Source organism: Azospirillaceae bacterium (assembly GCA_028283825.1).
Taxonomy (GTDB): Bacteria; Pseudomonadota; Alphaproteobacteria; order Azospirillales; family Azospirillaceae; genus Nitrospirillum.
The window spans coordinates 1,906,374-1,918,697 of the sequence record JAPWJW010000003.1 but is presented as its reverse complement, the minus strand read 5'-3'; the positions used below and the strand labels follow the sequence as shown (position 1 = coordinate 1,918,697).

At 67.8% G+C, this 12,324-nt stretch carries 12 protein-coding genes; 6 read left to right on the top strand and 6 right to left on the bottom strand.

The annotated features are described in order from the left end of the window. Positions 1–135: 135 nt before the first annotated feature. Together PW843_20660 and PW843_20655 are read right to left on the bottom strand one after the other, a co-directional pair. The gene (locus tag PW843_20660; protein MDE1148986.1) at positions 136–1,206 is read right to left on the bottom strand and encodes a serine hydrolase; all 1,071 of its coding nucleotides are present in this window, start codon (positions 1,204–1,206) and stop codon (positions 136–138) included. Further along, entirely contained in the window at positions 1,200–1,850 is a 651-nt protein-coding gene (locus tag PW843_20655; protein ID MDE1148985.1) for an alpha/beta fold hydrolase, read from the bottom strand. Before PW843_20655 ends, PW843_20660 begins: the two co-directional genes overlap by 7 nt. 126 nt (positions 1,851–1,976) lie before the next feature. On the opposite strand from PW843_20655, the gene PW843_20650 reads away from it, so the two are divergent. The 6 genes from PW843_20650 (at position 1,977) to PW843_20625 (ending at position 8,668) form a co-directional block, all read left to right on the top strand. Then, on the top strand, positions 1,977–3,272 hold the full coding sequence (locus tag PW843_20650; GenBank protein MDE1148984.1) for a glycosyltransferase family 4 protein: 1,296 nt from the start codon (positions 1,977–1,979) through the stop codon (positions 3,270–3,272). Beyond that, positions 3,269–4,258, top strand: a complete 990-nt coding sequence (locus tag PW843_20645; GenBank protein MDE1148983.1) for a glycosyltransferase family 9 protein — start codon at positions 3,269–3,271, stop codon at positions 4,256–4,258. Before PW843_20650 ends, PW843_20645 begins: the two co-directional genes overlap by 4 nt. Positions 4,259–4,418: 160 nt before the next feature. Further along, positions 4,419–6,407, top strand: coding sequence for a threonine--tRNA ligase (thrS, locus tag PW843_20640; GenBank protein ID MDE1148982.1), 1,989 nt, complete (start codon positions 4,419–4,421; stop codon positions 6,405–6,407). A 174-nt stretch (positions 6,408–6,581) separates the two neighbouring features. Further along, positions 6,582–7,118 carry a translation initiation factor IF-3 gene (gene infC / locus PW843_20635; protein ID MDE1148981.1) on the top strand — a complete coding sequence of 179 codons (537 nt, stop codon included), beginning with the start codon at positions 6,582–6,584 and terminating at the stop codon, positions 7,116–7,118. 256 nt (positions 7,119–7,374) lie between these two features. Further along, positions 7,375–8,493: an S-methyl-5-thioribose-1-phosphate isomerase gene (gene mtnA, locus PW843_20630; GenBank protein MDE1148980.1), complete on the top strand. Its 1,119-nt coding sequence runs from the start codon at positions 7,375–7,377 to the stop codon at positions 8,491–8,493. Further along, entirely contained in the window at positions 8,483–8,668 is a 186-nt protein-coding gene (locus tag PW843_20625; GenBank protein MDE1148979.1) for an antitoxin, read from the top strand. The genes mtnA and PW843_20625 overlap by 11 nt, the downstream gene beginning before the upstream one ends. Here PW843_20625 and PW843_20620 read toward each other — a convergent pair. From PW843_20620 to PW843_20605, 4 genes are all read right to left on the bottom strand, one after another. Next, positions 8,641–9,204 (bottom strand): helix-turn-helix transcriptional regulator, encoded by a 564-nt coding sequence (locus PW843_20620; GenBank protein MDE1148978.1) that lies wholly within the window; start codon positions 9,202–9,204, stop codon positions 8,641–8,643. The genes PW843_20625 and PW843_20620 overlap by 28 nt on opposite strands. 79 nt (positions 9,205–9,283) lie before the next feature. Further along, positions 9,284–10,645 (bottom strand): S-methyl-5-thioribose kinase, encoded by a 1,362-nt coding sequence (gene mtnK / locus PW843_20615; protein MDE1148977.1) that lies wholly within the window; start codon positions 10,643–10,645, stop codon positions 9,284–9,286. Between the two features lie 192 nt (positions 10,646–10,837). Continuing rightward, on the bottom strand, positions 10,838–11,551 hold the full coding sequence (locus PW843_20610) for a class II aldolase/adducin family protein (GenBank protein ID MDE1148976.1): 714 nt from the start codon (positions 11,549–11,551) through the stop codon (positions 10,838–10,840). After that, positions 11,548–12,162 (bottom strand): SH3 domain-containing protein, encoded by a 615-nt coding sequence (locus PW843_20605; protein ID MDE1148975.1) that lies wholly within the window; start codon positions 12,160–12,162, stop codon positions 11,548–11,550. Before PW843_20605 ends, PW843_20610 begins: the two co-directional genes overlap by 4 nt. Positions 12,163–12,324 lie beyond the last annotated feature (162 nt).

Genomic DNA, 12,324 nt, shown 5'->3' with positions numbered 1-12,324 from the left:
CGTTCCCTCAGACGGCGGGCGGGCCCATCCGGGCCCTTGCCTTGTCCTCGATTTTCAGTCCGCCTTCGGCTCCCCAAAAATCTCCGGTGCCCGCAGTCGCGGGCTATAACGGCGCGAACTGAATTTCGTGGCGCCTCATGTCCGTGGTGCCGCACCCAGCAGGGCGTCGGCGAACTGGTCCATGGTTTTCTGCGACAGGCCGGTGTTGTTCAGGATGACCACCGTCCGCTTGCCGTCCAGGCGATGCCCCAGGACGGAACGATAGCCGGCCGTCCGGCCCGTCTCCCACCCGGCGGGCACTGTCTTGCCGTCGATGGACAGGGTCCGCACCCTGCCGCCCAGGGCGTAGGATTCGCTCGGAACCTCCACCGTCGTCAGCTGGCGGCGCGACGCGGGCGTCAGGAAGCCCGTGTCGAAGATCAGGTGGGCCGCGCGCATCAGGTCGGGGGCCGTGCTGAAGTAACCGCCGGCCGCCGCCATATAGGCCTGGCGGTCATTGGGCCAGCGTTCCGGCGGCGTCACCGTGCGGTATGAGGCGGCGGCCGCGGCGAACGCCGCGTCGGTGGCCGATGTCGCGGCCAGGCCCAACGGTTCCAGGGTGATGGACCGCACCGCCGCCTGGAAGGGCAGGCCGGTCACCCGCTCCACCATGGCCACCACCAGGATCCAGTTGGTCAGGGCGTAGTCGAACCTGGTCCCGGGCTCGAACGCCAGGTCGCCCAGACAGAACTTTGATACCGCCTCCGCCGTCGTCAGCGGGGTGCGGAACAGGGCGGGATCGGCCTTGATGGCGGACGTGAACAGGTTGGGCACGCCGCTGGCGTTGCACAGCAGGCGGCGCAGGCTGACCTTGGCGCCGGTGTCGGCGCGATAGTCCGGCAGCGCCTTGGTGATGGGGGCGTCCAGATCCAGCAGCCCCCGTTCCACCAGCTTCAGCACCGTCACGCTGGTCAGCCATTTGGAGATGGAGGCGATGCCGTAGAGCGTATCGGCCTTGGCCGGCACCCCCGCCTCGATATCCGCGAAGCCGATGACCCGGGTGTAGTCGGCATGTCCGTTGCGACCCAGCATGACCACACCCTGGAAGCCGGTGTCCCGGACATAGGCGTCGATGATGGCGTCGGGGTTGCCCTTGGCGACCGCCGGAAAGGACGCGGCCAGGGGCAGGGCGGCACCGGCCAGCAGCAGATGGCGGCGGTTCAGCATGGCGTGGTCTCCAGCAACGCGCCCACCGTGGCGGCGATCAGGTCCAAATCCTGGGGGCGGGACAGGCGGTGGTCACCGTCCTTCACCAGGGTGACGCGCACGTCGTCGTGCGACAGGGTGGCCGCCAAATCCAGGCTGGTTCGCCACGGCACGTCCGCGTCGCGCTGGCCGTGGATCAGGCGCACGGGCACCGGCAATTCCAGTGGGCTGTCCAGCAGCAGGTGGCGCCGGCCATCCTCGATCAGCGTGCGGGTGATGGGGTAACCCGCATCGTCGTACAGCGAGGGCTGGCGCCATTCACCGTCGCGCACCAGGGCGGCGCGCGCTTCCGGATCCATGCGCGCCCACATCAGGCGTTCGGTGAAGTCAGGTGCCGGGGCGATGCCCACCAGGGCGTGCACGCGGCCCAGCCGTGCCCTGGCGGCTAGCAGCATGATCCAGCCGCCCATGCTGGACCCCACCAGGATTTGCGGCCCCTCGGTCACCGTGTCCAGCACGGCGATCGCGTCTTCGGCCCAGGTGCCGATGGTGCCGTCGCGGAAGTCGCCGCTGGACGCCCCGTGGCCCTGGTAGTCGAAACGGACGAAGGCATGCCCCCGGGCCTGGGCGTAGGCCTCCAGGGTGGTGGCTTTGGCTCCCGTCATGTCGGACTTCAGCCCACCCAGGAAGACAATTCCGGGGCCACGGCCGAGCGTGCGTCGATAGGCTATGGTGGCGGCCCCCCGCTGTACGCTATGTATCGACGTATCCGCCATGCTTGCCTTCCCCAGATGACGCTCCCCCACACATCCGGCACCCTAACGGCCTCAATCGACACCGGCAATGCCGGGACCCCGCCCGACGGGTCCATTCCCGATGGTGCCACGACGGCAGCGGCGGGGTGGTTCGGCGGCGGGCGGCCCGTGGTGCTGCAGGTCATCCCCAGCCTGGTGACCGGCGGGGCGGAGCGGGGTTGCGTCGACATGGCGGCGGCCCTCATGCGCGCCGGCGGCACGGCCCTGGTGGCGTCAGGCGGCGGGCCCATGGCGCGCGAACTGGAACGCTACAAGGCGGAACACATCACCCTGCCGCTGGCGTCCAAGAACCCCTTCACCATCTGGCGCAACGCCGCCAAGCTGGAAGAGATCATCCGCACGCGCGGCGTGGACATCATCCATGCCCGCTCGCGCGCGCCGGCGTGGAGCGCCTGGATCGCGGCACGCCGCACCGGCATCCCCTTCGTCACCACCTTCCACGCGCCGTACGGTTTCAAGGGCAAGCTGAAGCGCCGCTACAACAGCGTCATGGGCCGGGGCGACCGGGTCATCGCCGTGTCGCGCTTCGTGGCCGACCATGTGGCCGCCAACTACGGCGTGGGGCCAGACCGCCTGCGCACCATCCCGCGCGGCGTCGACACCCTGAACCTGGACCCCGACCGGGTCAGCCAGGAACGCCTGATCAAGCTGGCGCGCGACTGGCGCCTGCCGGAAGACCAGCGTATCGTCCTGCTGCCCGGCCGCCTGACCCGCTGGAAGGGCCAGTTGGACCTGATCGAGGCCATCGCCCTGCTGAAGCGCGACGACGTGCGCGCCGTGCTGGTGGGGTCGGACCAGGGCCGCACCGAATACCGCGCCGAACTGGTCGCCCGCATCCGGGCTCTGGGCCTGGAAGGCCAGGTGACCATCGCCGACCATTGCAACGACATGGCGGCCGCCTACCTGCTGTCCGATGTGGTGGTCAGCGCGTCGTCCCGGCCCGAGGCCTTCGGCCGCGTGATCGTGGAGGCCCAGGCCATGGGCAAGCCGGTCATCGTCACCAACCATGGCGCGGTTGAGGAAACCGTGGTGGATGGTGAAACCGGCCTGGTGGTGCCCCCAAACGACCCCGCCACCATGGCCGCCGCCATCGGTGAGGCGCTGAACCTGGACGCCTTGCAGCGCCGCGCCCTGGCCGCCGACGCCCGCCGCTTCGTGCTGGCCAACTACACCCGCGAACGCATGTGCGACAGCACGCTGGCGGTTTATGCCGAGCTGCTGCACCTGCGCGCCACCACCGGCATGGCCGCCTATCGCAAGGCGCGTTCGTGACGGCGCAGGGCGGCCGCGTCCTGGTCATCCGCCTGGGTGCCCTGGGCGACCTGGTGCAGTGCTTCGACGCCTTCCAGTCCATCCGCCACCGGCATCCCGACGCTTCCATCACCCTGTTGACCGGCACCGCCTTCACCGGCTTCGGCCGGGCCATGCCCTGGTTCGATGAGGTGTGGGACGATGCGCGCAGCGCGTCGCCGCTGGCCTACCTGCGCATGCGGGCCCGCTTGCGCCGGGCGGGTTTCGACCACATCTATGATTTGCAGAACAAGCCGCGCACGGCGCGCTATTTCTGGCTGATGGGCCCGGGGAAACGCCCCCTGTGGTCCGGTGCCGCCAAGGGGGCCGCCTTTCCGCTGCCCCCGGTGGCGGGTCTGCACAACCACGACCGTTACCGCCTTCAGCTGGATGCCGCCGGCGTGGCGGACACCGGGCCGGCCGATCTGGGCTGGCTGGACGGCGATGTTTCAGCATTGGCGCCCGAGGGGCCGTTCGTCCTGTTGGTGCCGGGATGCTCCCCCCATCTGCCGCACAAGCGCTGGCCGGCGGAACGCTACGCCGCCCTGGGCCGCCGCCTCACTGATCGCGGCCTGGTGCCGGTGGTGGTGGGCACGGACGCCGACGGCGATGCCGCCCGCGCCATCGTCAAGGATTGTCCGTGGGCGGTGGACCTGGTGGGCCGCACCAGCCTGGGCCAGTTGGGCGGGCTGGCGCGTCTGGCGCGGGGTGCCGTCGGCAACGACACCGGCCCCATCTTCCTGACGGCGGCCCTGGGCTGCCCGACCCTGATGCTGATGTCGCATCACACCGATCCCGCCCGCTCCGCCCCCTGGGGGCCGGACGCGGCCTGGATCAAAAGCCTGGACCTGGGCGATCTGGACGTGGACGCGGTGGAAAGCGCCCTGCGCCTGCGCGCTACGCCGGACGTGGCCCCCGGCGACACGGCCCTGGAGGACGCGCCCGAAGGCGGCGGCATGCTGTTCTGAAGGTGTTTTGTTCCAATGTTGCGTACCGCTGTGCCCTGAGGGACACAGCCATGCGGCCCCACAGCCTCACCAGCCGGCTTACCCCCGGGCCCGGGCCTTGACAGTTCCGCCCCCGCTACCCAAAGTCGCCCTTCCTCAATTTGGACAAACCCTGAACGCCATGACGACCGCTGAAAACCTTGACCAGCCCCAGATCGCGATCACGTTGCCCGATGGCAACGTGCGAACTTACGCGGTGGGCGTCACTGGCTTGGAAATCGCGCAGTCGATCTCCAAGAGCCTGGCGAAGGCCGCCCTGGCCGTGACGGTGGACGGGGCGGAATGGGATCTGACGCGTCCCATCCTGGCCGACGCCAAGGTCGCGATCCTGACGCGCGACGCGCCCTACGCCCTGGAACTGATCCGCCACGACAGCGCCCACATCCTGGCCGAGGCGGTGCAGCAGCTGTACCCCGGCACCCAGGTGACCATCGGCCCGTCCATCGCCACCGGCTTCTACTACGACTTCGCGCGCGCCGAGCCGTTCACGCCCGACGATCTGGTGAAGATCGAGAAGCGCATGCACGAGATCGTGGACGCCGACCGCCCCTTCACCCGTGAGGAATGGGACCGGGACGAGGCCATCGCCCACTTCAAGTCGATCGGTGAGCATTACAAGGCCGAGATCATCGGCGACATCCCGGCGGGCGAGAAGATCACCATCTATCGCCAGGGCGACTGGTACGACCTCTGCCGCGGCCCCCACCTGCCGTCCACCTCCAAGGTCGGCCACGCCTTCAAGCTGATGAAGGTGGCGGGCGCCTATTGGCGCGGCGACAGCCGCAACCCCATGCTCCAGCGCATCTACGGCACCGCCTGGCGGACGGAGAAGGAGCTGGCGGAACACCTGCACCAGATCGAGGAAGCGGAAAAGCGCGACCATCGCAAGCTGGGCCGCGAGATGGACCTGTTCCATCTGCAGGAAGAGGCGGCGGGCAGCGTCTTCTGGCACGCCAAGGGCTGGACCCTGTACCGCACGCTGGAAAACTACATCCGGGCCAAGCTGCGCGCCGCCGACTATGTCGAGGTGCGCACGCCGCAGCTGTACGACAGCAGCCTGTTCAAGGCGTCGGGCCACTGGGACATGTATGGCGACAACATGTTCAAGATCCGGGAGTCGGTGGATGCCGAGGGGCATGAGAAGTTCTTAGGGGTGAAGCCCATGAACTGCCCGGCCCACGCCCAGATCTTCCGCCAGGGCCTGAAAAGCTACCGCGACCTGCCGCTGCGCATGGCGGAATTCGGCGCCTGCCACCGCAACGAGCCCTCGGGCGCGCTGCACGGCATCCTGCGCGTCCGCGCCTTCACCCAGGACGACGCCCACATCTTCTGCACGCCCGAACAGGCGGCGTCGGAAGCGGCCGAGTATTTCAAGCTGCAGCTGGGCGTGTACCAGGAACTGGGCTTTGAGAAGATCGACGTGAAGCTGGCGCTGCGTCCGCCGGTCCGCGCCGGTTCCGACGAGACCTGGGACATGGCCGAGACGGCGCTGCGCGACGCGCTGAACGCCGCCGGCCTGCCGTTCGAGGAACTGCCGGAGGAGGGGGCCTTCTACGGCCCCAAGGTGGAATTCCACCTGACCGACGCCATCGGCCGCACCTGGCAGTGCGGCACGCTTCAGTATGATGCTGTCCTGCCGGAACGGCTGGACATCTCCTACATCGGGGCGGACAGCCAGCGGCACCGGCCGGTGATGCTGCACCGGGCCATCCTGGGCTCGCTGGAGCGTTTCATCGGCATGCTGATCGAGCATTACGCCGGCAAGTTCCCGCTGTGGCTGGCGCCGGTGCAGGCGGTGGTGGCCACCATCGTTTCGGATGCCGACGACTATGCCAAGGAAGTGGCGGCCACGTTGCGCCGGGCCGGCCTGCGGGTCGAAACCGACATCCGCAATGAGAAGATCAACCTGAAGGTCCGCGAGCATTCGCTGGCCAAGGTGCCGGTCATGGTGGTGGTCGGCGGGCGCGAGGCGGAGAACCGCACCGTGGCCCTACGTCGCCTGGGCGGCAAGGACCAGGAACTGATGTCGCTGGACGACGCCGTGGCGGCGCTTAGCCAGGAAGCGCAAGCCCCTGTCCCTTCGGGGGGAGTGACGGACACCGCGTTCTGAGGATAATTATGGTCTGACCAGCGTTGGACGGGGCCGGTAAGCCAAATCCGCAGTTGCGCCGCCCCGTCTTTTCTTACAAGTACTCTTCTACGTCTTTTTCGAACCGGTGATGCCGCCCGCCCCGACCGGGGCCCGAACCATCCGGCGGCCACTGTAAACCAGGGAGAAGGTTCCATAGCCAGGCCCACCCAAGAATCGGCCCCCACCCGTGAGGGCCCCCGCGTCAATCGGGAGATCAACGCTCGTTCCGTCCGCCTCATCGACGCCGAAGGCGAGATGGTTGGTGTCGTTACACTGCGCGATGCGCTGATCGCCGCCGAAGAGGCCGGCCTCGACTTGGTCGAGGTTTCGCCGAACGCCGAGCCGCCCGTCTGCAAAATCCTCGACTACGGCAAGTTCAAGTACGAGGCGCAGAAGAAGGCCGCCGAGGCGCGGAAGAAGCAGAAGATCATCGAAGTCAAAGAGATCAAGCTGCGTCCGAACATCGACGACAACGACTACGATGTGAAGATGCGTGCCGCCCGCCGCTTCCTTGAGGAAGGCGACAAGGTGAAGGTCACCATGCGCTTCCGCGGCCGTGAAATGGCGCACCAGGATCTCGGCATGAACGTGCTTGTGCGCGTGAAGGACCTCTTGGACGATCTGGCCAAGGTGGAACAGATGCCCAAGCTGGAAGGCAAGCAGATGATCATGATCCTGGCGCCGCGGTAAACGCGCCGGGTCGGTCATCCAGTCGACTTCGTCAAAGGCCCTCGGAACCCCGGTTCCGGGGGCCTTGTCGTTTGCGCGTCATGTCGCCAGGATGGTCAAGTTCAACGACATGAAGCTGTGCTTCATGTCGTTGAAGCCCGCGACTGCGGGCGCCGGAAGTTTCCGGGAAGCGTAGCGGACTGGAAACTGAGGAAGCCCAAGCGGGCGGATGTCCGCGCCCGGCGCCTGAGGGACAACAAAAAAGGGAGCGACACCGATGAAAGTGGCGGGCAAGGCCATGCGCACCATCTGGGACGCGGGCGACGGCGACGTCGGCATCATCGACCAGACGCGGCTGCCCTTCCGGTTCGAGACGCGCATCCTGTCCGACCTGGCGGCCATGGCTGACGCCATCACCAGCATGCAGGTTCGCGGCGCCCCGCTGATCGGGGCGGCGGCGGCCTACGGCATGGCGCTGGCCATGCGGGCCGGCGTGACGGACGGCGATGTGGAACGGGCTTATGCCCGGCTGCTGGCCACCCGGCCCACCGCCGTCAATCTGCGCTGGGCCCTGGACCATATGCGCGAGGTGCTGCTGCCCACCCCGCCGGCCGACCGGCGGGCCCGTGCGTACGCGGCGGCGGCAAGCATCGCGGATGAGGACGTGGACATCTGCCGCGCCATCGGCGGTCACGGCCTGCCCCTGATCCAGGCCATCCACGCCCGCCATCCCGACCGGCCGGTGCGGGTGCTGACCCACTGCAACGCCGGCTGGCTGGCCACGGTGGACTGGGGCACGGCGACGGCCCCCCTCTACCTGGCGCATGAGGCCGGCATTCCCCTGCATGTCTGGGTGGATGAGACGCGGCCCCGCAACCAGGGCGCCTTCCTGACCGCCTGGGAACTGGGCCAGCACGGGGTGCCCCACGCCGTCATCCCCGACAACACCGGCGGCCACCTGATGCAGCACGGCCTGGTGGATCTGGTCATCGTCGGCACCGACCGCACCACGGCCACGGGCGACGTCGCCAACAAGATCGGCACCTACCTGAAGGCCCTGGCCGCCAAGGACAACGCCGTGCCCTTCTATGTGGCGCTGCCGTCCAGCACCATCGATTGGGCCCTGGACGACGGCGTCACCGGCATCCCCATCGAGCAACGGTCGGGCGATGAGGTGGCGCACATCACCGGCCTGGCCGGCCATGGCGAATTGGAAACCGTGCGCCTGGTGCCGGAAGGCAGCCCGGTGGTGAACTACGCCTTCGACGTCACCCCCGCCCGCCTGGTGACCGGCCTGATCACCGAACGCGGCGTGTGCGCACCGGATGGCCTGGCCGGGCTGTTCCCGGAACACCAGGTGCGGCGATCAAAGGACAGGGCGGCGAATGATGAATGATGAGCCTGAAATAGAAAAACCAGCGGCCGACCATGACCGCTGGTTTCGGGCGAAGGTGCGGGCGTCCATGGATGATCCGGCACCCAGTATCCCGCATGCCGAGGCGATGGCGCGTGTTGAGGCGCTTCTCCTTGCGCTGGAAAAGGCTCAGTTTGGAATGTCACGCAGGAACTGAATATGCGCCTGTACGGGGGTTGGGGCCACGGGCGTCGGGACTTGGATGAACGTATCCGCACGTGCCTTCAAGGTGCAGGTGATGTCGAAAGAATATTCCATCGGCTGGGGTGGCACGCCTTGCACCAATGAGGTGCCCGGGGGCACGGTCACGCGTAGACGGAGATCGATGTGGCCGGGCGATTTCGACGGCGTATAGCTGCCATCGTATTTCCCGCCACCCACGTCGTAACCATAGGCAAGCCCATTGTTCACAACGAGGACGCCTTGCCCAGTTCCGTCAACGCCTGCGAAGGCGACACCGTACATTCCCTCAGGCGCCATTTGATCCTCCTTCAATCGTGACAACTCCAGCGTCCGCATGCTTTGAGGCAGGGACACCAGGAGGCGCAAATAGGAAGCAGCTGGACCGGGGATCTCCCTCTGTCCCGTGATCCACAGGTTTACTGCCCGGGGCGTCACGTCGATGAGGTGTGCGAGATCGACCTGACTAAGGCCAATTTCATTCAGGAGCGATCGAAGGTCATCTGCGTTCATGGGCATCATCGTAGAACAGATTGTTCTATCTTAGAAGAACATTGTTCTATTTTGTGCAAATGCTGGCACCCGCTATGTGCTACATCGCGTCCAGCCCCAACCCCCGCTTATCCACCGGCCCCACCGTGGTGATGGTCCGGCGCACGTGGCGGGCGGCCTCCGTCACCGCCTTGATGGTGGGGTAGCGGCCGGTTTCCACCATCAGCGACCGGGCCAGGACCAGGCAGCGGGTCTCAGACAGGGCGCGTATGTCCGGGTCGGCGATCCATTCCAGATCGATGTTGTGGGCCAAGCCCAGGATGCGGCGGGTGATCTTGGCGCCGGCGTAGCCCAGGGCGTCGGCGAACAGCCGGTCCAGATAGGCGCGGCGCTCCGTTTCCAGGCAGGCGGTGCCTTCGGGCCCGGCGAACAATGCAGCGGGATAGGCGTCGCCCTCACCGCTGGTGCGCCACAGGTGCAGGAACTTGGCGCGGAACAGGGTCCACAACTCCTCCACCGTTTCCAGCACCCAGTCCTGGTAGGCGTCGCGCGGATGCTCCTCCGTGGCGTGCCCGTCCTGGGCCAGGTAGTTCAGCAGCAGATTGCCGATCATGGCGCCGACATCGAAGCCCATAGGGCCGAAGAAGGCGAATTCCGGATCGATCACCCGCGTGTCCGTCTCCGTCACCATGATGGATCCGGTGTGCAGGTCGCCGTGGATCAGCGCTTCGGGCGCCGCCATGAACTTCAGCTTCAGCCGGCTGGCCGCCAGCTTCCAGTCGGCGTCGGCCCGCACCGCCTTGGCCGTGGTGTCCAGCTGCGGGCTGGTCCAGCGGTTGTGGGGGTGGGTCATGTAGGGCTGGGTGAAGATCACGTCCTCCGTCAGGCGGCAGAGGGCGTCGTTGGCGGCGAAAGATGCCACCAGCGGGCGTTTGCGGGTAGCGGGCAGGGCCAGGTCGCTGGTGGCGTACAGGGTACCGGCCAGGTAATCGCTGACATGATCGGCCAGGCGGGGATAGCGGATGCCCTGCACCATGCCCCGCCGCAGGATGATGTGGGGGCTCAGGCGCTCCATCACGATGGTGTACAGCGTGGGGTCGTAGTGCAGCAGCACCGGCGCCCGGCCAGACGCGCCGGCGGCATGCAGGGCCATGGCCCGCTGCTCGAACCAGGCGCGGTTCAGGTCCAGCGGCCAGCCCTCGCCCACCAGGCGCAGATAGGGCAGGGACTGCTTGACGCACAGGCCCGCGGGCCGGCCGTCGGCGCCCGGCCCCTCAACCAGGAACACCTGGTTCAGATTGCCGTCGCCCACTTCCCGTACCGTCCAGTCGGCGGGGCTGCCGCCCAGGCGGGCGGCCAGGGCCGGCACGGTGGCCAGGAATCCGGGCAGGGTGGTCTCATTCAGCGGGGCATAGCCCGGCGGCGTTTCCAGCGACGTCTTGTCCGACCTGTTCTCGGTCATCGGTGGCGCACTCCCAGTTGTTTTGTCGCCGCCTCAGGGGGCAGCGCTGGGTGCCACTGTGATCCCGATGCCAGCGCCCGTCCAGGCGCGCATCGGTTGAATTTCCCCCGGTCCGGCGGCGTGAGTTCTTGCTCATGCCGCTGTAGCCCGCGACTGCGGGCGCCCGGCGACTGAGGGAACTCGAGGGGGCCATCAGTCGAGTTTGGGTGGGAACTCCAGGGCCTGCGGCGTGCCGGGCGCCAAGTCCTTGGGCTGGCGGCCGTAGGTGGCGAAGCGGCGCATTACTTCCGCCATCTCCCCCTCATCCAGGATGACGGGCGTGCCCATCATGCGGGCGTGCCAGTACTGGCGGGCCAGCGTCTCCACCTCCACCGCCAGGTCCAGGGCGCGGCGCAGGTCGGCGCCGAAGGCGATCATGCCGTGGTTGGCCAGCAGGCAGGCGCGGCGGGGACCCAGCGCCGCCATCATGGCGTCCGACAGGGCCTGCGTGCCGAAGGTGGCGTAGTCCGCCACCTCGATGCTGGTGCCACCGGCCACGGCCACCATGTAGTGGAAGGCCGGGATGCGCTCCCGCAGGCAGGCCAGGGTGGTGCAGAAGGTGGAATGGGTGTGCACCACCGCACCCGCCTGGGGCCGTTCCTGATAGATGGACAGGTGCATGCGCCATTCGCTGGACGGTACCATAGTACCGCGATAACGGCCTTCCAGGTCCATGAAGACGATGCTGTCCGGCACCAGCGCGTCATAAGGCACGCCCGAGGGTGTGACCAGGAAGCCGCCCTGGCAACGGGCGCTGACGTTGCCGGCCTTGCCCTGGTTGATGCCCACCGTGTTCATGGCCCGGGCGGTGTCGATCACCGCCTGGCGCAGGGCCGCGTCATCCGCCGGGGGCAGGGCATCGCTCATTCGCCGACAGTCTCCTTGGGGTAGACGCCCCATATCTCGTCCCGTTGCAGCCAGCCGCGGAAACCGCCGACGTCCACCTGGCACCAGCTGTCCTTGCACTTGCGCAGCTTGGCGATGACGCCAGGGTCCAGCTGGGCCACCGCCTCGGATGTGGAGGAGGCGTCGCGGCGCAGGGTGCGTGCCAGCTGGCCGGTGACGACGATGCCGCGCCGGCCGGACAGGGTGCTCTGGTGCACCCAGCCTTGCGTGCCCTCCACATCGCGGATGCGGCGCCAGGTGTCGAACTCCGCCGTGATCTCCACCGGCATGGCCGCCTTCACGAACACCCATTCCACCGGATAGCGCACGCCGGGGCCGGTGCGCACGTTGACCTCGTTGGACCGGAGCGTGACGAAGCGCGGCACGGGCAGGCCGCTGCGCACGATGGCGTCGGGGTGGGCGGCGTCGGTCTGGGGGTCGGCCTCCTGCGGGTCGCCGTCGTTACCCGTGATGGGGCCGGTGGTGGGGCTGGGTTTCGCCGGACCGGCCTCCGCCCATGCCGTCAGCGGGCCGGCGGATAGGGCCAGGACCATGGCGCTGAGCGGCAAAAGGCGCCGGATGACCCCGACCATAGGCGACCGTTCCAAAGGCTGTCCCCGCTTCGATACGAAAAGGTGTTGGGTGAAAAAGCTGATAATTCGGTCCCCATATAAGGATCGGGCGCGCATCGGGGTCAAGCGTCCCCCCGGGTAGGCCCGGGGTCGGCTTTCTGAAACGGCTGTGCGGACGGGCCC

Excerpts from the sequence above, each read along its gene's own strand:
- PW843_20660 (MDE1148986.1), bottom strand. The coding sequence starts at position 1,206 with ATGCTGAACCGCCGCCATCTGCTGCTGGCCGGTGCCGCCCTGCCCCTG.
- mtnA (MDE1148980.1), top strand. The coding sequence starts at position 7,375 with ATGAAAGTGGCGGGCAAGGCCATGCGCACCATCTGGGACGCGGGCGAC.
- PW843_20650 (MDE1148984.1), top strand. The coding sequence starts at position 1,977 with ATGACGCTCCCCCACACATCCGGCACCCTAACGGCCTCAATCGACACC.
- mtnK (MDE1148977.1), bottom strand. The coding sequence starts at position 10,645 with ATGACCGAGAACAGGTCGGACAAGACGTCGCTGGAAACGCCGCCGGGC.
- PW843_20655 (MDE1148985.1), bottom strand. The coding sequence starts at position 1,850 with ATGACGGGAGCCAAAGCCACCACCCTGGAGGCCTACGCCCAGGCCCGG.
- PW843_20610 (MDE1148976.1), bottom strand. The coding sequence starts at position 11,551 with ATGAGCGATGCCCTGCCCCCGGCGGATGACGCGGCCCTGCGCCAGGCG.
- PW843_20620 (MDE1148978.1), bottom strand. The coding sequence starts at position 9,204 with ATGAACGCAGATGACCTTCGATCGCTCCTGAATGAAATTGGCCTTAGT.
- PW843_20605 (MDE1148975.1), bottom strand. The coding sequence starts at position 12,162 with ATGGTCGGGGTCATCCGGCGCCTTTTGCCGCTCAGCGCCATGGTCCTG.
- PW843_20625 (MDE1148979.1), top strand. The coding sequence starts at position 8,483 with ATGATGAATGATGAGCCTGAAATAGAAAAACCAGCGGCCGACCATGAC.
- thrS (MDE1148982.1), top strand. The coding sequence starts at position 4,419 with ATGACGACCGCTGAAAACCTTGACCAGCCCCAGATCGCGATCACGTTG.